Below are 19,051 nucleotides of genomic sequence, written 5' to 3'. Positions count from 1 at the left end.
GCGTATAAGCGCGCCTTAAAAAATTAGATCGCAGAGAGCCCAGAAGACCATGGACATCCGCGCCGCCGAAATCTCGGCCATCCTCAAGTCGCAGATCGCCAACTTCGGCGAAGAAGCCGCCGTTTCGGACGTCGGCCAAGTGCTGTCCGTCGGTGACGGCATCGCCCGCATCTACGGCCTGGACAACGTCCAGGCCGGTGAAATGCTGGAATTCCCGAAGGCCGGCGTGAAGGGCATGGCCCTGAACCTCGAGCGCGACAATGTCGGCGCCGTGATCTTCGGCCAGGACCAGGCCATCAAGGAAGGCGACGAAGTCCGCCGCCTCGGCGAAATCGTCGACGTGCCGGTCGGCCGTGGCCTGCTGGGCCGCGTCGTCAACCCGCTGGGCGAGCCGATCGACGGCAAGGGCCCGATCCAGTACACCGAGCGTCGCCGCGTCGACGTAAAGGCTCCGGGCATCATCCCGCGCAAGTCGGTGCACGAGCCCGTGCAGACCGGCCTGAAGTCGATCGACACCCTGATCCCGGTCGGCCGCGGCCAGCGCGAGCTGATCATCGGTGACCGTCAGACCGGCAAGACCGCCGTCGCCATCGACACCATCCTGAACCAGAAGGCCGTCAACGCCGGCAAGGACGAGAGCGCCAAGCTCTACTGCGTCTACGTCGCCATCGGCCAGAAGCGCTCGACCGTCGCCCAGATCGTCAAGACGCTCGAAGAGCACGGCGCTCTGGAATACACGATCGTCGTCGTCGCCTCGGCCTCGGAGCCGGCCCCGCTGCAGTACCTGGCGCCGTTCTCGGGCTGCGCCATGGGCGAGTGGTTCCGCGACAACGGCCTGCACGGCCTGATCATCTATGACGATCTGTCCAAGCAAGCCGTCGCCTACCGCCAGATGTCGCTGCTGCTGCGCCGCCCGCCGGGCCGCGAAGCCTATCCGGGCGACGTGTTCTATCTGCACTCGCGCCTGCTGGAACGCGCCGCGAAGCTGAACGAGGACAACGGTTCGGGCTCGCTGACGGCCCTGCCGATCATCGAAACCCAGGCCAACGACGTGTCGGCCTACATCCCGACCAACGTGATCTCGATCACCGACGGCCAGATCTTCCTGGAAACCGACCTGTTCTACCAGGGCATCCGCCCGGCCGTGAACGTCGGCATCTCGGTGTCGCGCGTCGGTTCGTCGGCCCAGATCAAGGCGATGAAGCAAGTCGCCGGTCCGATTAAGGGCGAACTGGCCCAGTATCGTGAAATGGCCGCCTTCGCGAAGTTCGGCTCGGACCTGGACGCCTCGACCCAGAAGATGCTGGCCCGCGGCGAACGCCTGACCGAGCTGCTGAAGCAGCCGCAGTACGCCCCGCAGTCGGTCGAAGAGCAGGTCTGCGTGATCTACGCCGGCACGCGCGGCTATCTGGACAAGATCCCGACCTCGTCGGTTCGCCGGTTCGAGACCGAGTTCCTGGCCCGTCTGCACAGCCAGCACAAGGATTTGCTGGACGGCATCCGCACCAAGAAGGCCCTCGACAAGGATCTGGAGAACACGCTGAAGAGCGCGCTCGACAGCTTCTCGGCGACCTTCGCCTAAGCCCCCTCGGAACGCTCGGAGAGAGTAGCGCCGAATGGCCAGCTTGAAGGAAATGCGCAATCGGATCTCGAGCGTCAAGGCGACGCAGAAGATCACGAAAGCGATGCAGATGGTGGCGGCGGCCAAGCTGCGCCGGAGCCAGGAGGCGGCCGAGGCCGCTCGTCCCTATGCTCGGCGCCTGGCTTCGGTCATCGCCAATCTCGCGGCCGGCGTGTCCGGCGACGGGGCTCCGGCCCTGCTGACCGGCACGGGTCGCGATGATCGTCACCTGATCATCGTCGCGGCCGCCGATCGCGGCCTCGCCGGCGGCTTCACGTCGTCGATCGTGCGGGCCGCGCGCCAGCAGATCGACAGCCTGATCGCCCAGGGCAAGGACGTGAAGATCGTCTGCGTCGGCAAGAAGGTCAGCGCCCAGCTGAAGCGCCCCTACGGCGCCAAGGTGGTCGAGAACTTCGACCTGTCCGCCTATCGCCAGTTCACCCTGTCGGTGGCCCAGCCGATCGCCGACGTCGTCACGCGCCTCTACGAGGCCGGCGACATCGACGTGGTCACGCTGTTCTACAGCCGCTTCAAGTCGGTGGTCATCCAGACCCCGACGGCGCTGCAGCTGATCCCGGCGGTGGTTGAAGGCGGCGTGGCTCCCGCGATGGGCGCCAGCGCGGTCTACGAGTACGAGCCCTCGGAAGAGGCCATTCTCGAAACCCTGCTGCCGCGCAACCTGACGGTTCAGATCCTGTCGGCCCTGCTGGACAACATGGCCGGCTTCTACGCCAGCCAGATGACCGCCATGGACAACGCCACGCGCAACGCCGGCGACATGATCAAGCGCTACACCCTCGAGTACAATCGTTCCCGCCAGGCCCAGATCACCAAGGAGCTGATCGAGATCATCTCCGGCGCCGAAGCCGTCTGATCCAAGCCTAACGACACAAGCACGCAGAGACCGAAAGACCGCACGCCATGGCCAAGACCCCCGCTGCAAAGCCGGCGACCGCCGCCGCCAAGAAGCCCGCCGCCCCCAAGGCCGCGGCTGCTCCGAAGGCCGCCGCCACGAAGGCTCCGGCCGCCGCTAAGGCTCCCGCCGCCAAGAAGCCGGCCGCCTCGAAGGCTCCGGCCAACACCGCCGTCAACCTGAACGGCGCCACCGGCCGCCTCGTCCAGATCATCGGCGCCGTCGTCGACATCGAGTTCGACGGCCCGCTGCCGGCGATCCTGAACGCCGTCGAGACGACCAACACCGCCACCGGCCAGCGCCTGGTGTTCGAAGTCGCCCAGCACCTGGGTCAGAACACCGTCCGCGCCATCGCCATGGACGCCACCGAAGGCCTCGTTCGCGGCCAGCCGGTGCGCGACACCGGCGAGTCGATCCGCGTTCCGGTCGGTCCGGGCACGCTGGGCCGCATCATGAACGTCATCGGCGAGCCGATCGACGAGCAGGGCCCGATCCAGTCGACCCTGTCGCGCCCGATCCACCGCGACGCCCCGACCTTCGCCGAGCAGACCAACACCGCTGAAGTGCTGGTCACGGGCATCAAGGTCATTGACCTGATGTGCCCCTACACCAAGGGCGGCAAGATCGGCCTGTTCGGCGGCGCCGGCGTCGGCAAGACCGTGACGATGCAGGAACTGATCAACAACATCGCCAAGGCTTACGGCGGTTACTCGGTTCTGGCCGGCGTGGGCGAACGCACCCGCGAAGGCAACGACCTCTATCACGAGATGATCGAGTCGAACGTCAACGTCGACCCCAAGGCCAACAACGGCTCGACCGAAGGCTCGCGCTGCGCGCTGGTCTACGGCCAGATGAACGAACCCCCGGGCGCCCGCGCCCGCGTCGCCCTGACCGGCCTGTCGATCGCGGAATACTTCCGTGACGAGGAAGGCAAGGACGTGCTGCTGTTCGTCGACAACATCTTCCGCTTCACCCAAGCCGGCGCCGAAGTGTCGGCTCTGCTGGGCCGCATCCCCTCGGCCGTGGGCTACCAGCCCACCCTGGCCACCGAGATGGGCAACCTGCAGGAGCGCATCACCTCGACGAACAAGGGCTCGATCACCTCGGTCCAGGCCATCTACGTCCCCGCCGACGACCTGACCGACCCGGCGCCCGCCGCCTCGTTCGCCCACTTGGACGCCACCACCGTTCTGTCGCGCGACATCGCCGCCCAGGCCATCTTCCCGGCCGTCGATCCGCTGGACTCGACCTCGCGGATCATGGACCCGCTGGTCATCGGCGAAGAGCACTACAACGTCGCCCGCTCGGTCCAGGAAGTCCTGCAGCAGTACAAGGCCCTGAAGGACATCATCGCCATCCTGGGCATGGACGAGCTGTCGGAAGAGGACAAGCTGGTCGTCTCGCGCGCCCGCAAAATCTCGCGCTTCCTCAGCCAGCCCTTCCACGTCGCCGAGCAGTTCACCAACACGCCGGGCGCCTTCGTCCAGCTGAAGGACACGATCCGCTCGTTCAAGGGCATCGTCGAAGGCGAGTACGACCACCTGCCGGAAGGCGCCTTCTACATGGTCGGCCCGATCGAGGAAGCCGTGGCCAAGGCCGAAAAGATGGCGGCCGAAGCCTGATGACCGAAGACGCCGATCTGGGCCAATTCTGCTGCGAGGAGCTGGCGGAAGCCGTGTCCCCGGACACGACCGCCAGCCTCATCGAGCACGATAGCGGCCTGATCCTGCTGAATCTCGGCGAACGCGAGGAAGAGGGCGAGACGGGCCTGGTGCTGGCCACCATCCGCTTCTGCCCCTTCTGCGGCACCGAGATTCAGACCGACGAAGACATCGAAGCCGCCCTGGGCGGCGTCGAGGAGACCTTCAACTGATGGCCAAGCTGCACTTTTCCCTAGTGGCCCCCGAACGGGAACTCTTCTCCGGCGACGTGGACCTGGTCCAGGCTCCGGGTTCGGAAGGCGACTTCGGCGTCCTGGCCGGCCACGCCCCGTTCATGACCACCCTGCGCGAAGGCAAGGTGACCGTGAAGGACGGCGCGACGACCAAGGTGTTCGACATCCAAGGTGGGTTCGCGGATGTCGGCCCGGACGGCCTGACGATCCTGGCCGAGCACGCCGTCGAAGCGGCCTGATTCCGGGTTCGCTGATAGGTTTCAAAGCGCCCTCGTTCCTTGCGGACGGGGGCGTTTTCGTGTCTCGCCTGTGCTGGGCGAGAAAAAATTACACTTGTGACCCAATCTCCGCCTCAATCGGTAGCCATAAGGGTTGCGAGGGACCGCCTGTCGGTTTTAATGCCGACCTCTCGTCTTGTTGGGGATATCCAGCCTATGCGCCTTGCGCTCGTCAGCCTGATCGCACCCGTTATCGCGCTTGGGGGCGCGGTCTCGACCACCGCCGTTGCTCAGGAAACCACCGCTCCGGCGCCCGCCGCCGCTCCCGCTCCGGCTCCGGCCGCTGCTCCGGCCCCGGCCGATCAAGCCGCTCCCGCTGCGGCGCCGACTGACCAGGCCGCTCCGCCCGTCGCCGCGCCGGCCGCCGGCGCCCCGGCCGAGACCTACACCGCGCCGGTCCGTGGTCCGAAGACCACCGATCCCGTGACCCTGAAGCTGCTCGACGTGCTGGACAAGGTCTGCAAGCCGCAGGTCGCCGGCGGCGACTTCGCCCAGCTGACCAAGGACTACGGCTTCAAGAAGAAGAAGGAGCAGCAGGTCCTCGATCTCGGCAAGCCGTACAACATCACGCTCGACAACCCGGGCTCGAACAAGAACGTCTGCACGGTCACCATCGACTACGCCCAGACCCCGGAACAGGCTCAGGAACTGGCCAACGGCCTGCACGACTGGGCGACCTGGGAAAACAGCCCGCAGCTGCGCCTGATCCGCAACGACCAGACGGTCGGCAGCGACTTCCGTCGCTTCACCGTGTCGTGGGACGACGCCTGGGCCGGCGGCCACGCGGGCCTGGTCTACATGCGCCTGAAGAAGCTGGACGAAAGCTCGGTCGGCAAGAACTTCGAGCGCGCCCAGATCCTGTACAGCACCAGCAGCCGCTAAGGCTGCGCCTTGCCCCTGGCGGGCATGGCTTCTATCTAGGCGAGGCGCGGGGGACGACCCCCGCGCCTTTCGCTTTTCGCGAAGGCCGTTTTCGGGGACGACCCCACCTTGTGGAAAGGGGCTCGTCGTGGCCTGGATCATCCTCCTCATCGCCGGTGTCTTCGAAGTGGGCTGGGCCGTGGGCCTGAAGTTCACGGAAGGCTTCACCAAGCCGATCCCGATCGCCTTCACCGCCGTCAGCCTGGTGCTGTCGATGGCCCTGCTGGGCTGGGCGGTGAAGACCCTGCCGCTGGGCACGGCCTACGCCGTCTGGACCGGCGTCGGCGCGGTCGGCACGGCCATCGTCGGCATCTTGCTGTTCAAGGAGCCGGCGACCGCCGCCCGGCTGGTGTGCCTGGGCCTGATCGTGGCCGGGATCCTGGGCTTGAAGATCTTCAGCCCCGGCTCCGCCGCCTAGGCCGCCGCGCGGCCTTCCAGGGCGATGAAGTCGAGGCAGCGCTGGGCGACCGCTTCCCAGCCCGGTTCCCCAGGCAGCCAGTGGCTCATCTCGGGGAACACCTCGACGCGCCCGCCCAGGCGCGCGGCCGTCTGGCGGACCGTGGCGGGCGGGTGGATGACGTCCTGGCCGCCGGCGATGGCCAGCACCGGGCAGCCGGGCGCCGAGACCGAGGTGGTCATGAACGGGTCCAGCCACCAGTTCAGCGTCTCCCACAGCGCCCGGCCGCTCTCGGCCGTCATGCGGGCGAAGATCGCTTTGCGCTCGGGGCGGGCCAGCTTGTCGACGCTGTAGCGCCGCACGACGCCGTAGTCGGGCGCGATGGCCTGCAGCCAGTAGGGACCGAAGGTGTAGAGGCTGACGGCCGAGACGGCCTCCTCCAGGCTGGCGCCGGCGACGCCCCAGGGGGCGGACGGGGCCAGCAGGATCAGCTTGGAAATCTTGGCGCGCGAGGCGGCCATCTGGGCGACCAGGCCGCCCATCGAGTGGCCGATCAGGATCGGCGGCGTCTCGCAGGCCTCGGCCAGGCGCGCGATCTGGCGAGCGTAGTCGGCCATCGAGGCGCCGGCGGCGCTGCTCGCGCCGTCGTGGCCGATCAGGTCGGGCGTCAGCACGTCATGCCCCGCCGCCTCGAACGGCGCGCGGAAGGCGTCGAAGGTCCAGCCGCCGCAGAAAGCGCCGTGGACCATGATCACGGGTGTGCGCATGAACGCCCTAAAAATCAGGCCGAAGAAACCCCGCCGACGAAGCAGCCGGCGGGGTTCAGCCTACACTTACTTCGCCGACTTGGGCGAGGTTTTGGCGGCGCCTTTGTCGCAGGCTTCTTGGCGGCCGGGGCCTTGGCGGCGGCGGCTTTCGGCGCGGCGGCGGCCTTCGGCTTGGCCGGAGCCGCGGTCTTGGCGGCCGGAGCCTTGGGCGCGGCGGTCTTCGGGGCGGCGGCCTTGGCCGGAGCCTTGGTCGCCGGAGCCTTGGCGGCCGGAGCCTTGGCGGCCGGAGCCTTGGCGGCCGGAGCGGCCTTCGCCTTGGCCGGAGCGGGCGTCGACGCGGCCTTGGGGGCGGCCTTGGCGGGGGCGGCCTTCGGCGCGGGCGCCGCCTTCGGCTTGGCGGCGGCCTTGGGAGCCGCGGCCTTCGGGGCCACGGTCTTCGGCGCGGCGACGGCCTTGGCGGCGGGCTTCGGCGCGGCCGGGGCCTTGGCCGGAGCCTTGGCGGCGGGCGCAGCCTTCTTCGGCGCGGCGGCCTTGGGCGCGGCCTTGGCGGCCGGCGCTGGGGCCGGTTTTGCGGCCGGCTTGGCCTTCGCCGGGGCCTTGGCGGGAGCCTTCGCGGCCGCCTTCGGCTTGGCCTCGGCCTTCGGCTTGGCCGGAGCCTTAGCCGGAGCCTTGGCCGCCGGAGCGGGCGCCGGCTTCGGCGCGGGGGCCGGTGCGGGCGTCGGCGCCGTGGCGACGGGGGCGGGAGCCGGGGTCGGTTCCGCCGCCTTCACCGGCGCGGGCGCTGGCGTGGGCTCGGGGGGCTTGGCCGCGGCGGGAGCCGGCGCGGGGGTGGGGGCCGTCGTCGGCTTCTTGCCGCTCAGCCAGGCGATCAGGTCGTCGAGGATCTTCATCGTGTTGGGCTCATCTATGAGATAATGGGCGTTGTTCGGGTATTCCTTGTAGTCGGCGGTCGCGTATTTCTTGCCGACTAGGCGGACGTCTTCGACCGGCGTCGTGCGGTCCAGCGCGCCCGCGAGCACCAGCACGGGCACGGTGACTTTGCTGGCGTCTACATAGGCGGTCTTGTTGGGATCCTTGTGCGGCCAGGCCAGGTCGGCCAGCACTTGGCCGCTGTCATGGACCATCTTGGCGTAGAGCTCGTCGTGCCGCGCGGACGGCACGGCGTTGACCACGCCGAATTTGAAGCCCGCCTTCCACATCTTGCCAGCCTTGGTCTCCGGCTTGGAGGACAGGGCCAGGTTCAGGAAGGTGAAGACCGGCGTGAGCTTGGGCTTGCCGCGCGCGTCGGGGGGCGAGGCGGGGGCGAACAGGACGAGCGCCGCGGCGTGGCCGGCCTCGGCGACCTTCTGGGCGATCAGCCCGCCCATCGAGTGACCGAACACCAGCGGCTTCTTGCCCGTCTCCTTCGCCAGGGTCTGGGCGAGGGCGCTCATCTCCGCGACGTAGTCGGCCAGGGTCAGCCCGGCCAGGCCCGCGCGCGGACCCTCGACCGTGCGCACCGCCGACCGGATGGTCGGGGCCTCGACCCGGTAGCCCTCGGCGCGCAGCCGCGCGGCGACAGGACCCCAGACGTCCCCTCCGCAGCCGTAGCCGTGAATCAGCAGAACCGTGTCCGCCATTCCGTTCTCCCCACCGCGACGGACGCCCGTTTCAGGCGCCCCGCGCGAACCCCGCGAACGCGGTGACCACCGCTTCGTAGACCCCGCGCTTGAAAGGTACGATCAGTTCGGGCGTTTCGTCGAGCCTACCCCATTTCCAGGCGTCGAACTCGATGTGCTCGTCCGCCTCCAGATCGATCTCCGACTCCTCGCCGATGAAGCGATAGGCGAACCAGACCTGCTTCTGCCCCCGCCAGCCGCGCGAGCGCTTCTCGTTGGTCAGGATCTCGGGCGGGAAATCATAGGTGAGCCACCCCTCGGTGCGGCCCAGCGGCGCGACGGAGGTGACGCCGGTCTCTTCGGCCAGCTCGCGGCGGGCGGCGGCCTCCAGGTCCTCGCCCTCGTCGACGCCCCCCTGCGGGAACTGCCAGTTGTACGGCGGCGCCTGCTTGTGGCGCCGGCCCAGCCAGACGCGGCCATCCTGGTGGAACAGGACGACGCCGACGTTCGGGCGATGCTGGGGGTAGTCGAGCTCGGTCATCCCGAGCCTTGTTCCACGAGTTCAGGTGGCGCGCTAGCTTAACGGTGCGCTAGGGCTGACGCTGGGGCAAGCTGCAGGCCGCGCGCCTGCAGGCCGGCGGACCAGATGCGCACCTGGGTGATGGTCACCGGATAGGCGAAGCCCGAGCCCAGCGACTGGCCGCGACCGGCCGCGCCGTTCTCCAGCGCCCGCAGCTGGGCGTCGATGGCGCCCGCCGAGAGTTCGTCGTCGATCACCCGGTCGGCCGAGGCGCGCGGGATCGGGCCGCCGCGGCGCGAGGCCAGGCCGTCGTCGACGAAGGCCAGGCCCCGGGCCTTCAGCACGGCGTTGAAGGTCGACATCGCCGTGTCGCTCTCGACGAAGCGGGCGCCCAGATAGTTCGACAGGCCGAAATAGCCGCTGGCGCGCGACATCAGCCATTCCAGCTTGCGCACAGTGTCTTCCGGCCGGTTGGCGGCGATCAGGGTGTAGGGGCCCGGATCGTTGGCCGGATAGTCGGCCGGCTCCATCGGGGTCTCCAGCAGCACCTCGTGGCCGTGGGCGCGGGCCAGGTCGATCCAGCCCTGCAGGCCCTCGGCATAGGGCGCGAACGACAGGGTGATCTCGCCCGGCAAGGTCTCGATCGCCGCGCGGGTGGTCTGGGCGTTGAGGCCCAGGCCGCCGATGACCACCGACACCTTGGGACGGCCGTTGGACGTGAACGGGCGGGCATAGGCCTCCGCCGCGGTGCGACCATCCGCGGCGATGATCGGCAGCGGGCCGCCGCCGGGACCGGGCGCGGTCAGGCCGGCGATCGGGGCCTGGGCCAGGCCCGGGCCCTGCTGGATGGGCGGCAGGTTCTGAAGGTCTTCGATCGGCGTCTCGCCGCCGGCCTCGGCGGCGACGGGCGCGAAGGGGCTGCGCGACAGGCCCAACTGGCCGGGAACGAAGTCGGCTTCATGGGCCGGATCGCCGCTCAGCGCCTCGCGCCAGCCCTCCGGCGCGTTCTTGGTCGCGCCGATCTTGGTCAGCTCCAGGCGAATCACCGGCGCGCCGGCGTGGGGGTCGCTGGTGATCAGAACCAGGGTCGCCAGCGAGGTCAGGAACAGGCAGGCCGCGCCGCTGGCGCCGATATAGGGATTGCTCAGGGCCGCCATCAGCTTGGCGCGCAGATCGCCGGATCCGCCCTCGGCGGGCGCGGCGGCGGCATAGGCGGGCTTGCGCGAGAACGTGACGGCCATGACCGGGACACGCTAGCGGGGAAGCTTCGAACATATGGTTAACGAGATCCTGCGATCAGCCGGCGGCGGCGCGGCGCGACGTCGCGGGCATGGGCGCGGGCGAACGAAAAACGCCGCCCCGGTTTCCCGGAGCGGCGCTGATCTGGGTAAGGCCGGAGGCCCTACTTGTTCTGGGTGACCGGGGCCTTGCCGGCCGCGGCGGCCGCCTTGGCGGTGACCTCGGCGACCTTGGCCGCCGGCTTGGGCAGCTTGGGCGTGGCGGCGACCGAGCCGGCGTTCAGCACGGCGATGGCGCGCTGCAACTGGAAGTCGCCCTTCTTGTCGTCGAAGCCCGTCGGCGGGGCCTCGGCCGGGGTGTGGACGCCCTGGCGGCTCTTGCCCTCGTCGGCGTTCAGCGCGTTCTTGAAGCTGGCCTCGCTGAACCAGACGCGGTTGGCGATGTCCTGGGCCTGGTCGCGGGTCTGGGCGACCTCGAGGTCCGGGGCGATGCCGGTCTTCTGGATCGAGCGGCCCGACGGCGTGAAGTACTTGGCTGTGGTCAGCTTCAGGGCGCCGTCGGCTCCGCCGCGCAGCGGGATCACCGTCTGCACCGAGCCCTTGCCGAAGCTGGTGAGGCCGACCAGTTCGGCGCGGTGGCGGTCCTGCAGGGCGCCGGCGACGATCTCAGCCGCCGAGGCCGAGCCCTGGTTGATCAGCACAACCATCTTCATGCCGTTCAGCAGGTCGCCGGGACGGGCGTTGTAGCGCTGGATGTTGCGCGGATCGCGGCCGCGCTGGCTGACCACCTCGCCACCGTCCAGGAACACGTCGGCCACGCCGACCGCCTGGTCCAGCAGGCCGCCGGGGTTGTTGCGCAGGTCCAGGATCAGGCCCTTCATCTGCGGGTTCTTGGCCTTCAGGTCGTTGATCGAGGCGACCACCGCGTCGGTGGCCTTCTCGTTGAAGCCAGGCAGGCGGACATAGCCGTAGTCGCCTTCCATCTTGGCGATGGCGGCCTTGGGCTTGATCACTTCGCGGACCAGCTTGACGTCGAACGGATCGGTCTTGTCGCGGGCGATGGTCAGGGTGACCGCCTCGCCGGCCGTGCCGCGCATCTGCTTGACGGCCTCGGTGACCGTCAGGCCCAGAACGCTCTGGCCGTTGACGGCGGTGATGTAGTCACCGGCCTGGATGCCCGCGCGCGAGGCCGGGGTGCCGTCCATCGGCGAGATGACCTTCACGACGCCGTCCTCGCTGGTGACCTCGATGCCGAGGCCGCCGTACTCGCCGCGCGTGGTGTCCTGCATGTCCTCGTAGCTGTCGGGCGACAGGTAGCCCGAGTGCGGGTCCAGGCTGGTCAGCATGCCGTCCAGCGCCGCCTCGATCAGCTTCTTGTCGTCGACCTCGGTGACGTACTGGTCCTCGACCGTGCCCAGCACGTCGCCGAAGAGCTCCAGCATCTTGTAGGTCTTGGTCTTCGGCGCGTTGTTCGCCTGGGCGATGGGGCTGATATAGGCCATGGTCCCCGCGCCGAGGACGAAGGCGGAAACGCCGATGAGCAGATACTTGCGCATTAAGGCCCAGAAGGCTCCCTGGCGACGCGTGGCGCCGCTTTCCGTGTTTAGCCCCAACCAACCACTGACAGTGGCCGTAGGTGTAATTACGGCCACAATTACCGAAAAAGCCGACTATCGCGACTCTTGTTTGAGCCAACGTTCCGGGTCCGCCGGTTCGCCGTTCTCCCGGACCTCCATATAGAGTTCCGGATCGGAGGATACATGATCCGGCATCTTCCCGATGGGGGCGCCGGCCGCGACAGATTGTCCGGGTGACGCCGTTATCTGGTCCAGTCCCGCCAGCACCAGGTGATAGGCGCCCTGTGACCTCAGGATCAGCACCGCGCCCCAGCCGTTCAGCGCGCCGGAGTATTCGACGGTTCCGGCGGCGGGCGCGGTGACGGTCAGGCCCTTGTCGACGCGGAGGGTCAGGCCGGGCGACTTGCCGCCGGCCGGCATCTCCTGGCCGAAGCGGCGGACGATGGCCCCTGCGGCGGGGGCGCGCAGGTGCAGCGGACCGGTCGCCTCGACCCGACCCAGGCCGTCCGTGAGGGCGCCCAGGGTGCGCAACTCGCTTTCCTCGGCCAGGGCCTCGTGGGCGAAGGCGCGCTCCAGCTGGGTCTTCTCGATGATCAGCCGCTCGATCTCGCCCTTGCGGTCGGCGACCACGCTCTCGGCGGTGAACAGCTCGGCCGAGGCGGCGGCGGCCTCGCGGCGCAGGGTCCCGACGGCCGTGGCCTGGCGGGCGTAGGCGTCGGCGCGGCGCTGCAGTTCCGGGGTCATGGCTCGGATCAGGATCGCGGCCCGCACGGCGTCGCGGGCGTTGTCAGGCGAGACCAGCAGGGCCGGCGGCGGATCGCGGCGGAACAGCTGCAGGGCCGACAACAGCAGCGACAGCCGCTGCCGGTTGACGCCCAGGTCGGCCAGGATCGAGCGCTCGCGGGCGTTCAGGGCCTCCAGCCGGGCGCGCTTGGCGTCGACGTCGGCCCCGGCGGCGAGGCGGGCGTGGTCTAGGCGATCGAGTTCGGCCCGCAGGTCCTGGATCTCGCGGCGGGTGTCGGCCGCCTGCTGGCGGTCCTTGGCGCGCTGGGCCTCGATGGCCTGGTCGGCGCGCTGCCAGCCGACCACGGCCGTGGGGACGGCGACGAGGGCGGCGGCGAAGGCGATGACCGGAAGCGAGGGGCGGCGAAGCATCCCGTCCTTACTGCCTCAATCGCGATGATAGGGCGAGCCCGACAGGATGGTGGCGGCGCGATAGATCTGCTCGGCCAGCATCGCCCGGGCCAGGGCGTGCGGCCAAGTCTGCGGCCCGAAGGCCATGGTCTCCTGGGCGGTGGACAGGATCGATGGATCCAGGCCGTCGGCGCCGCCGATCAGGAACACCACCCGCCGGGTCCCGTCGTCGCGCAGCCTGGCCAGGTGGGTCGCGAAGTCGCGGCTCTTGCGCACCTTGCCGTGCTCGTCGCAGGCGATGACGTGGGCGCCCTCCAGGTGCGGGCGCAGCACCTCGGCCTCGGCGGCCTTGCCGGGCTTGCGGGCCTCGACCTCGACGATCTCGACCGGACCCAGGGCCAGGGCGCGGCCGGACGCCGTGGCGCGGGACGCATAGTCCACGGCCAGCTGCGCCTCGACCATGCGGCCGAGCTTTCCGACGGTGAGGATGGTGATCTTCATCGGGACAGCTCTAGCGGATCGACATCCAATCCTGTCGAACCCCTCATTCGCTCATCCCCGCGAAAGCGGGGACCCAAGCCGAATTTCGGGCTGTGGCGCGGCCGATGATCAATCCGCGAGCGCCGCTTGGGTCCCCGCTTTCGCGGGGATGAGCGGCTTTAAGGCTCGCGCAAAGATCAGTTCGCGGCCGTGCGGTGCGGGGCGTCGACCGCCCAGATCTTCTCGATGTTGTAGAAGCTGCGCACTTCGGGGCGGAACAGGTGGATGACGACGTCGCCGGCGTCGATCAGCACCCAGTCGCAGTGCGGCAGGCCTTCGACCCGCGCCTTGCCGAAGCCGTTTTCCTTCAGCGCCCGCAGGATGTGATCGGCCAGAGCGCCGACGTGACGGTGCGAACGGCCGGACGCCACGATCAGGCTGTCGGCGACCGAGCTCTTGTCCGTCAGGTCGATGTGGACGATGTCCTGGGCCTTGTCGTCGTCCAGGCGGGTGAGGATCAGGCGCTCCAGCGCCTTCACGTCGAGGGGCAGACTCAGGCCCGGGGATTCAGTCGAGGACTCGGCGCCGGCCGAGCCTTCGTGCGCACTTTGCGCGGGGTCGCTACGCAGCGGATTGCTCCTTATGGGGTCGCTGTGGATATCCCCCATAGCACGGAATTGGGGAAAACGTGAGGGATTGATGGCCGAACGCCGTTTCGTCGCTCGACGTGAAGCCTTCGTGTCGCGCTGGAAAGCTTGGCCTTCAGCCTTTCTGACGGGAGCGCATCGCCGTCGACTCCCCCTTCTGCCGGGCCCGCATGGCGGTCGAAGAGGCGAAGTTCAGCGGGCCGGTCAGATAGACCCAGGCCGGGGCGGTGGCGTCTGGCAGGCGGGCGGCGGCGCTGGCCGGCCAACGGGCGAAGGCGAAGCGGCGGGCGGCCGGGGCGGTGCGGGCCTTCAGCGCGATCCAGGGCCGCGAGATCACCGCGACGGGGACCTCGCGCATGATCTGGGTCCAGCCGCGCCAGCGGTGGAAGGTGGCCAGGCTGTCGGCCCCCATCACCCAGACGAACTTCACCCCCGGATAGCGCGCCCGCAGCACGCGCAGGGTGTCGATCGTGTATTGCGAGCCCAGCCGCGTCTCGGCGTCGGAGACGACCATGCCCGAGCCGCGCGCCCAGCGGCGGGCCTCGGCCAGCCGTTCGGCCAGGGGCCGCGTCTCGTGCGAGGCCTTCAGCGGGTTCTGCGGCGAGACCAGCCAGATGACGCGGTCCAGCTCCAGACGGCGCATGGCCGTCTCGGCGACGTGGGCGTGGCCCTCGTGCGCCGGGTTGAAGCTGCCGCCGAACAGGCCGACGCGCATCCCGGGCTCCAGGTGGAACCCGAGGCGCTGGGCTTTGGGCCGACCGGCCTCAGGGACGAGTCTGGCCGGTCCCGCGAACCACATACTTGAACGTCGTCAGTTGCTCGGCCCCGACCGGACCGCGGGCGTGAAGCTTGTCGGTGGCGATGCCGATCTCGGCCCCGAAGCCGAACTCGCCGCCATCGGCGAACTGGGTCGAGGCGTTGACCAGCACGATGGCGCTGTCGACCTCGTCCACGAAGGCGTCGGCGGCCGAAGCGTCCTCGGTGACGATGGCGTCGGTGTGGCCCGAACCGTAGGCGGCGATGTGGGCGGCCGCGCCGGCCACGCCGTCGACCACGGCCACGGCCAGGATCGGGGCCAGGTATTCGGTGGTCCAGTCTTCCTGGGTCGCCGCCTTCATGGCCGGTTCGATCGCGCGGGCGGCGGCGTCGCCGCGCAGCTCGCAGCCCGCCTCGACCAGGGCGCGGGCGATCGGCGGGAGCAGGACGTCGGCGGCGGCCTTGTCGACCAGCAGAGTCTCGGCCGAGCCGCAGACCGACACCCGGCGCAGCTTGGCGTTGACGACGATGTCGACGGCCTTGTTCACGTCGGCGGCGGCGTGGACGAAGACGTGGTTGAGGCCTTCCAGGTGGCCCAGCACCGGGGCGCGGGCTTCGGCCTGGACGCGGGCGACCAGGCTCTTGCCGCCACGCGGGATGATCAGGTCGATGGCCTTGTCCAGGCCCGACAGGATGGCGCCGACGGCGGCGCGGTCGGGGGTCTTGACGATCTGGACGGCGGCGGCGGGAAGGCCAGCGGCCTTCAAACCGCGTTCAATCGAAGCGTGGATGGCGAGGTTGGAGTCGATGCACTCCGAGCCGCCGCGCAGGATCACCGCGTTGCCCGAGCGCACGCACAGCGCCGCGGCGTCGGCGGTGACGTTCGGGCGGCTTTCGTAGATCATGGCGATCACGCCGATAGGGGTGCGCACGCGGCTGATGTCCAGGCCGTTGGGCCGGGTCCACCGCGAGGTCGCCACGCCGACGGGATCGGGGATCGCGGCCACGGCCTCGACGCCGGCGGCCACGCCTTCCAGACGCTTTTCGTCCAGCAAAAGGCGCTCCTGCATCGGTGCGGTCAGGCCGTTGGCGGCGGCGCGGGCCAGGTCCCTGGCGTTGGCGGCCAGGATGGCGGCGGCGTCCTCGCGAATCGCGGCGGCCATGGCGCGGATGGCGGCGGTGCGCTGCTCTGGCGTGGCGAGACGAAGCGCGCGCGCGCCCTCGCGGGCCGTCCGGCCCATCCCCGCCATCGTCGCCTGCAAGCTGGCGCCCGCGTCGTCCATCGTCCCTGTCCTAATCCTCGTGAGCCTGGAAAGTTATGCTCAGGTTGAGGCTTACCTAGGCGCTTTCAGGGCCGGATGAAACCGGCTTCGTCTGAAAACGGATGGAGTTTGTCTGACGTGATCAGCGGCGGCAGGTGAACAGCGCATTGTATTCGGCCAGGGAGGCCATCCCGACTTCGGCCCGCAGCTGATCGACCTTGGCGGGATCCTCGAGCGGAAACGTGTAGCGCTGGCCATCCCGGCAGCCGCCCTGGGTGCCATAGCGTTGCGGGCGACCGGTGTTGATCGCGACCCGATCGTAGAGATAGGCGTAGCTCTTCGGATCGGTCTCGCCCCGGGCGCGCAGCTTGTCCAGTCGGGCTAGGACCTCGGTCTGGAAAGGGATGTCGTCATCGGCGTGCTGGGCCAGCATCCAGGCGTCCTTTTCCGCCTCCCGCCCATAGCGCGAGATCTCGAACCAGCCGTGGTCGCGCACCTCGCGCTTGATCCAGGCCACGTTGTCGGCGTCGATCCGGCAGACGCGGTTCCACAGCCGCCAGTTGGCCTGGCCGTGGGCTGAGGGGGTGAGGGGGCCGAGCAGGGCCTCGTTCTCGAAGCCCCGGCGGATGGCCTGGTCTCGAGCGGCGCGCAGCGCCAACTCGCGACCCCGTGCGGTCCTGGCGGCCCTGGCGCGGGCGACATAGGGGCGGATGAAGCCGTCCAGCGTCGCCTCGCCGCTGGAGTCGCCGTTCATCAGCGCGGCGATCGCCTGGTCGAAGCGTCGGACAGCCCCGGCGGCGGCGTCGCGGTCCTCGCGCCACTGGCGGGCGGACGCGGCGGTCTGTACGCCCTTCAGGCCCACATGGATCTCGATCTCGGCGTCGCTGAAGCAGCGTTCGGGCTCTTCGATGTTCCGCAGCTTCATGGCCGCGTAGACCGATGCGCGGACGGGTTCGATCGCCTCGGGCGGACGGCCTTCGCGCAGGCGCCAGTAGTCGAAGACCCGGGCCGCCGCCGGATCCTTCAGCAGGGCGTCCAGCGGAAGCTCGGCAGGCATGGTGAGGGGCGCCATCGCCAAGGCCGCGACCAGCGCCCCCACCTTCAGCATCGCCATCCGCCCGCTCCGAGTCCCGTCAATCGAAGATTGTGGAGCGGGCGAGCGAGGGTGGCAAGTTGAGCGCTATTCGGAGTCCCAGGCGTAGGCCTTGTCCAGCCAGTTCCCTAGCCGCCCGTCCGGACGGGCCAGGCCGTGGATGCGGGTCATCTCGTCATCCGACAGGGTGAAGTCGAGAATGTCGAAGTTCTCCTCGACGCGCTTGGGATTGCTGGTGCGCGGGATGGCGATGACGCCCTGCTGGATGATCCAGCGCAGGGTGACCTGGCCGGGGGTCTTGCCGTGGGCGCGGCCGATCTCGACCAGGGTCGGGTCCGTGGCCACCTTGCCCTGGGCTAGGGGCGACCAGGCGGTGATCGAGGTCCCCAGGGCGTGGGCCTTAGCGATCAGGGTCCTCTGCGACAGGTAGGGGTGGTACTCGACCTGGTCGGTGGCGATCGGGGCCTCCGACAGTTTCGTGGCCTCCTCCAGCAGGGCCGAGGGGAAGTTCGACAGGCCGATGGCGCGGGTCCAGCCACGCGAGCGGACCTCGTTCAGCGCCTTCAGGGTTTCAGCCAACGGCACCTCGGGCTTCGGCCAGTGCAGCAGCAGGAGGTCGACATGGTCGACGCCCAGGCGCTCCAGGCTCTTCTCGGCGGAACGCTGCAGGTCGCCGTCGGCGAACTTGTCGATCCAGACCTTGGTGGTCAGGAAGATCTCGTCGCGCTTGATCCCGCTGTTCTTGACGCCCGCGCCGACGTCGCGCTCGTTGCCGTAGATCTGGGCGGTGTCGATGTGGCGATAGCCGACCTCCAGCGCCTTCTCGACCAGCGGCACGGCCGCGCCATTCTCCAGCTGCCAGGTGCCGAAGCCCAAGGCGGGGATCAGGACGTCGCCCGAGCGGACGGCGGGAACGAGCTTGGACATGGACAACTCCGAAAGGGCGGTCAGGCGGATATAGGGGCGGGTTCGCCCGACGTCTTGGTTCGAACGCGCAGGAAAGCGATGAAGACCAGGGCGATAGCGGCGAAGGCCAGGCTCATCTCGGCCATGGTCAGCACCACGGCGGGATAGCCGCGCCTGGCCACATTCATGAACGGGTACGGATAGAAGCCAGACAGCGCCCCGTGGACAAGGGTCCAGGCTCCGAACAGGACCGGGAAGGCCATGGCCTTCGCCGCCGCGATCCACCGCGCCTCGCCCCGGCCGCCGCGCAGGGCTAGGTCGATCAGATAGGCCAGCGGCGTGACCGTGTGCAGGATGGCGTTGGAGACGAAGCGCAGGCCCTGCGGGCTCCACTGGCTGGCCAGCAGGGTGTGATAGACCACCGCCGTGATGGTCAGGTAGGTGGCGATCGCCGCGCGCGGGCCGCTCTGTTCGGCCCAGGTCGCGAAGCGGCCGGACGGCGCGACCAGCGGCGCGATCAGGGCCGCGGCGGCCAGCATGTTGGACAGGATGGTGAAGTAGCTGAAGAACTCGACCGACTTCACGGCGGCCGAGGCCAGGGTCTCGTCATAGACCATCAGGCCATACTGCAGGGCTGGGCCGAGGACGGCGACGATCGCGATCAGGATGCGCCAGGCCTTCATGGAGCCTCCATCGGATGGGCTTCGTCCCAGGCCTTCAGCAGCTTTTTCGGCGCGGTGGCGCGCCACTGCCGGGTGACCAGGCGCTCGACCGTCCCCGGATGGGCTTGGGCCAGGCGCACCAGGACGTAGGGGTAGTTCTTGAAGTGGTCGGTAAAGTGGAAGACGTCCGGCTCGGCCTCGACCAGCATCTCGCGCTCGTCGAACGGCACGGCGGGACAGACCAGGCTCTCGCCGTCCTCGAACAGGCGGGTCAGGAACTTGCCGTGCGCCTTCAGGCAAGGCCGACCGTAGGACGTTCCGTCCTCGACGCCGGGCAGTTTGAACGCGAAGGCTCTCACGTCTTCGTAGGTCATGGGCTCCCTCCGC

21 protein-coding genes are annotated in these 19,051 nt (G+C 69.2%); 7 read left to right on the top strand and 14 right to left on the bottom strand.

What is annotated here, in order from left to right; genetic code table 11:
- Nucleotides 1–49: 49 nt before the first annotated feature.
- The 7 genes from atpA to sugE all read left to right on the top strand — a co-directional run bounded on the left by atpA (nt 50) and on the right by sugE (nt 6,045).
- Nucleotides 50–1,582, top strand: a complete 1,533-nt coding sequence (atpA, locus tag K8940_RS22030) for a F0F1 ATP synthase subunit alpha (protein WP_223392176.1) — start codon at nt 50–52, stop codon at nt 1,580–1,582.
- Nucleotides 1,583–1,616: 34 nt separating this feature from the next.
- Nucleotides 1,617–2,495, top strand: a complete 879-nt coding sequence (locus K8940_RS22025) for a F0F1 ATP synthase subunit gamma (protein WP_223392175.1) — start codon at nt 1,617–1,619, stop codon at nt 2,493–2,495.
- 47 nt (nt 2,496–2,542) lie between these two features.
- Entirely contained in the window at nt 2,543–4,156 is a 1,614-nt protein-coding gene (atpD, locus tag K8940_RS22020) for a F0F1 ATP synthase subunit beta (protein WP_223392174.1), read from the top strand.
- Nucleotides 4,156–4,407: a hypothetical protein gene (locus K8940_RS22015; RefSeq protein ID WP_223392173.1), complete on the top strand. Its 252-nt coding sequence runs from the start codon at nt 4,156–4,158 to the stop codon at nt 4,405–4,407. The genes atpD and K8940_RS22015 overlap by 1 nt, the downstream gene beginning before the upstream one ends.
- Entirely contained in the window at nt 4,407–4,667 is a 261-nt protein-coding gene (locus K8940_RS22010; protein WP_004621865.1) for an ATP synthase F1 subunit epsilon, read from the top strand. Before K8940_RS22015 ends, K8940_RS22010 begins: the two co-directional genes overlap by 1 nt.
- Before the next feature lie 159 nt (nt 4,668–4,826).
- Nucleotides 4,827–5,588, top strand: a complete 762-nt coding sequence (locus K8940_RS22005; RefSeq protein ID WP_223392172.1) for a hypothetical protein — start codon at nt 4,827–4,829, stop codon at nt 5,586–5,588.
- 127 nt (nt 5,589–5,715) lie between these two features.
- Nucleotides 5,716–6,045, top strand: a complete 330-nt coding sequence (gene sugE, locus K8940_RS22000; protein ID WP_223392171.1) for a quaternary ammonium compound efflux SMR transporter SugE — start codon at nt 5,716–5,718, stop codon at nt 6,043–6,045.
- On the opposite strand, the gene K8940_RS21995 is transcribed toward sugE, so the two are convergent.
- The 14 genes from K8940_RS21995 to K8940_RS21930 all read right to left on the bottom strand — a co-directional run bounded on the left by K8940_RS21995 (nt 6,042) and on the right by K8940_RS21930 (nt 19,038).
- Nucleotides 6,042–6,791: an alpha/beta hydrolase gene (locus K8940_RS21995; RefSeq protein ID WP_223392170.1), complete on the bottom strand. Its 750-nt coding sequence runs from the start codon at nt 6,789–6,791 to the stop codon at nt 6,042–6,044. The genes sugE and K8940_RS21995 overlap by 4 nt on opposite strands.
- Nucleotides 6,792–6,805: 14 nt before the next feature.
- Nucleotides 6,806–8,410, bottom strand: coding sequence for an alpha/beta hydrolase (locus tag K8940_RS21990; RefSeq protein WP_223392169.1), 1,605 nt, complete (start codon nt 8,408–8,410; stop codon nt 6,806–6,808).
- Between the two features lie 31 nt (nt 8,411–8,441).
- Nucleotides 8,442–8,930 (bottom strand): RNA pyrophosphohydrolase, encoded by a 489-nt coding sequence (locus K8940_RS21985; RefSeq protein WP_223392168.1) that lies wholly within the window; start codon nt 8,928–8,930, stop codon nt 8,442–8,444.
- Nucleotides 8,931–8,968: 38 nt separating this feature from the next.
- On the bottom strand, nt 8,969–10,150 hold the full coding sequence (locus K8940_RS21980) for a divergent polysaccharide deacetylase family protein (RefSeq protein WP_223392167.1): 1,182 nt from the start codon (nt 10,148–10,150) through the stop codon (nt 8,969–8,971).
- Nucleotides 10,151–10,311: 161 nt separating this feature from the next.
- Nucleotides 10,312–11,703, bottom strand: a complete 1,392-nt coding sequence (locus tag K8940_RS21975) for a S41 family peptidase (RefSeq protein ID WP_223392166.1) — start codon at nt 11,701–11,703, stop codon at nt 10,312–10,314.
- Between the two features lie 114 nt (nt 11,704–11,817).
- Nucleotides 11,818–12,879, bottom strand: a complete 1,062-nt coding sequence (locus tag K8940_RS21970) for a murein hydrolase activator EnvC family protein (RefSeq protein ID WP_223392165.1) — start codon at nt 12,877–12,879, stop codon at nt 11,818–11,820.
- 15 nt (nt 12,880–12,894) lie between these two features.
- Nucleotides 12,895–13,359, bottom strand: a complete 465-nt coding sequence (gene rlmH, locus K8940_RS21965) for a 23S rRNA (pseudouridine(1915)-N(3))-methyltransferase RlmH (RefSeq protein ID WP_223392164.1) — start codon at nt 13,357–13,359, stop codon at nt 12,895–12,897.
- Between the two features lie 176 nt (nt 13,360–13,535).
- On the bottom strand, nt 13,536–13,967 hold the full coding sequence (gene rsfS, locus K8940_RS21960) for a ribosome silencing factor (RefSeq protein WP_223395952.1): 432 nt from the start codon (nt 13,965–13,967) through the stop codon (nt 13,536–13,538).
- A 133-nt stretch (nt 13,968–14,100) separates the two neighbouring features.
- Entirely contained in the window at nt 14,101–14,784 is a 684-nt protein-coding gene (locus K8940_RS21955; protein WP_223392163.1) for a nicotinate-nucleotide adenylyltransferase, read from the bottom strand.
- The gene (locus K8940_RS21950; RefSeq protein WP_223392162.1) at nt 14,750–16,024 is read right to left on the bottom strand and encodes a glutamate-5-semialdehyde dehydrogenase; all 1,275 of its coding nucleotides are present in this window, start codon (nt 16,022–16,024) and stop codon (nt 14,750–14,752) included. The genes K8940_RS21955 and K8940_RS21950 overlap by 35 nt, the downstream gene beginning before the upstream one ends.
- Before the next feature lie 121 nt (nt 16,025–16,145).
- Nucleotides 16,146–17,117: a DUF6624 domain-containing protein gene (locus tag K8940_RS21945; RefSeq protein ID WP_223392161.1), complete on the bottom strand. Its 972-nt coding sequence runs from the start codon at nt 17,115–17,117 to the stop codon at nt 16,146–16,148.
- A gap of 66 nt (nt 17,118–17,183) precedes the next feature.
- Entirely contained in the window at nt 17,184–18,023 is an 840-nt protein-coding gene (locus K8940_RS21940; protein WP_223392160.1) for an aldo/keto reductase, read from the bottom strand.
- 20 nt (nt 18,024–18,043) lie between these two features.
- Nucleotides 18,044–18,685, bottom strand: a complete 642-nt coding sequence (locus K8940_RS21935) for a Pr6Pr family membrane protein (RefSeq protein WP_223392159.1) — start codon at nt 18,683–18,685, stop codon at nt 18,044–18,046.
- Complete coding sequence (locus K8940_RS21930) at nt 18,682–19,038, bottom strand: MmcQ/YjbR family DNA-binding protein (RefSeq protein WP_223392158.1); 357 nt, start codon at nt 19,036–19,038, stop codon at nt 18,682–18,684. Before K8940_RS21930 ends, K8940_RS21935 begins: the two co-directional genes overlap by 4 nt.
- Nucleotides 19,039–19,051: the final 13 nt, after the last annotated feature.

The organism is Caulobacter segnis (assembly GCF_019931575.1).
In the GTDB taxonomy this organism is placed as follows: domain Bacteria; phylum Pseudomonadota; class Alphaproteobacteria; order Caulobacterales; family Caulobacteraceae; genus Caulobacter; species Caulobacter segnis_C.
Note: the sequence above shows the minus strand (reverse complement) of the source record. Positions and strands in the feature narration are given on the sequence as shown.

What these genes read in the sequence shown, in the direction of transcription:
- K8940_RS21980 (WP_223392167.1), bottom strand. Translation starts at nt 10,150, where the DNA reads ATGGCCGTCACGTTCTCGCGCAAGCCCGCCTATGCCGCCGCCGCGCCC.
- K8940_RS22005 (WP_223392172.1), top strand. Translation starts at nt 4,827, where the DNA reads ATGCCGACCTCTCGTCTTGTTGGGGATATCCAGCCTATGCGCCTTGCG.
- K8940_RS21940 (WP_223392160.1), bottom strand. Translation starts at nt 18,023, where the DNA reads ATGTCCAAGCTCGTTCCCGCCGTCCGCTCGGGCGACGTCCTGATCCCC.
- K8940_RS22015 (WP_223392173.1), top strand. Translation starts at nt 4,156, where the DNA reads ATGACCGAAGACGCCGATCTGGGCCAATTCTGCTGCGAGGAGCTGGCG.
- K8940_RS21975 (WP_223392166.1), bottom strand. Translation starts at nt 11,703, where the DNA reads ATGCGCAAGTATCTGCTCATCGGCGTTTCCGCCTTCGTCCTCGGCGCG.
- K8940_RS21990 (WP_223392169.1), bottom strand. Translation starts at nt 8,410, where the DNA reads ATGGCGGACACGGTTCTGCTGATTCACGGCTACGGCTGCGGAGGGGAC.
- K8940_RS21970 (WP_223392165.1), bottom strand. Translation starts at nt 12,879, where the DNA reads ATGCTTCGCCGCCCCTCGCTTCCGGTCATCGCCTTCGCCGCCGCCCTC.
- K8940_RS21985 (WP_223392168.1), bottom strand. Translation starts at nt 8,930, where the DNA reads ATGACCGAGCTCGACTACCCCCAGCATCGCCCGAACGTCGGCGTCGTC.
- atpD (WP_223392174.1), top strand. Translation starts at nt 2,543, where the DNA reads ATGGCCAAGACCCCCGCTGCAAAGCCGGCGACCGCCGCCGCCAAGAAG.
- K8940_RS21930 (WP_223392158.1), bottom strand. Translation starts at nt 19,038, where the DNA reads ATGACCTACGAAGACGTGAGAGCCTTCGCGTTCAAACTGCCCGGCGTC.
- K8940_RS21935 (WP_223392159.1), bottom strand. Translation starts at nt 18,685, where the DNA reads ATGAAGGCCTGGCGCATCCTGATCGCGATCGTCGCCGTCCTCGGCCCA.
- K8940_RS21995 (WP_223392170.1), bottom strand. Translation starts at nt 6,791, where the DNA reads ATGCGCACACCCGTGATCATGGTCCACGGCGCTTTCTGCGGCGGCTGG.
- K8940_RS22010 (WP_004621865.1), top strand. Translation starts at nt 4,407, where the DNA reads ATGGCCAAGCTGCACTTTTCCCTAGTGGCCCCCGAACGGGAACTCTTC.
- atpA (WP_223392176.1), top strand. Translation starts at nt 50, where the DNA reads ATGGACATCCGCGCCGCCGAAATCTCGGCCATCCTCAAGTCGCAGATC.
- K8940_RS22025 (WP_223392175.1), top strand. Translation starts at nt 1,617, where the DNA reads ATGGCCAGCTTGAAGGAAATGCGCAATCGGATCTCGAGCGTCAAGGCG.
- K8940_RS21950 (WP_223392162.1), bottom strand. Translation starts at nt 16,024, where the DNA reads ATGGACGACGCGGGCGCCAGCTTGCAGGCGACGATGGCGGGGATGGGC.
- K8940_RS21945 (WP_223392161.1), bottom strand. Translation starts at nt 17,117, where the DNA reads ATGGCGATGCTGAAGGTGGGGGCGCTGGTCGCGGCCTTGGCGATGGCG.
- K8940_RS21955 (WP_223392163.1), bottom strand. Translation starts at nt 14,784, where the DNA reads ATGTGGTTCGCGGGACCGGCCAGACTCGTCCCTGAGGCCGGTCGGCCC.
- rlmH (WP_223392164.1), bottom strand. Translation starts at nt 13,359, where the DNA reads ATGAAGATCACCATCCTCACCGTCGGAAAGCTCGGCCGCATGGTCGAG.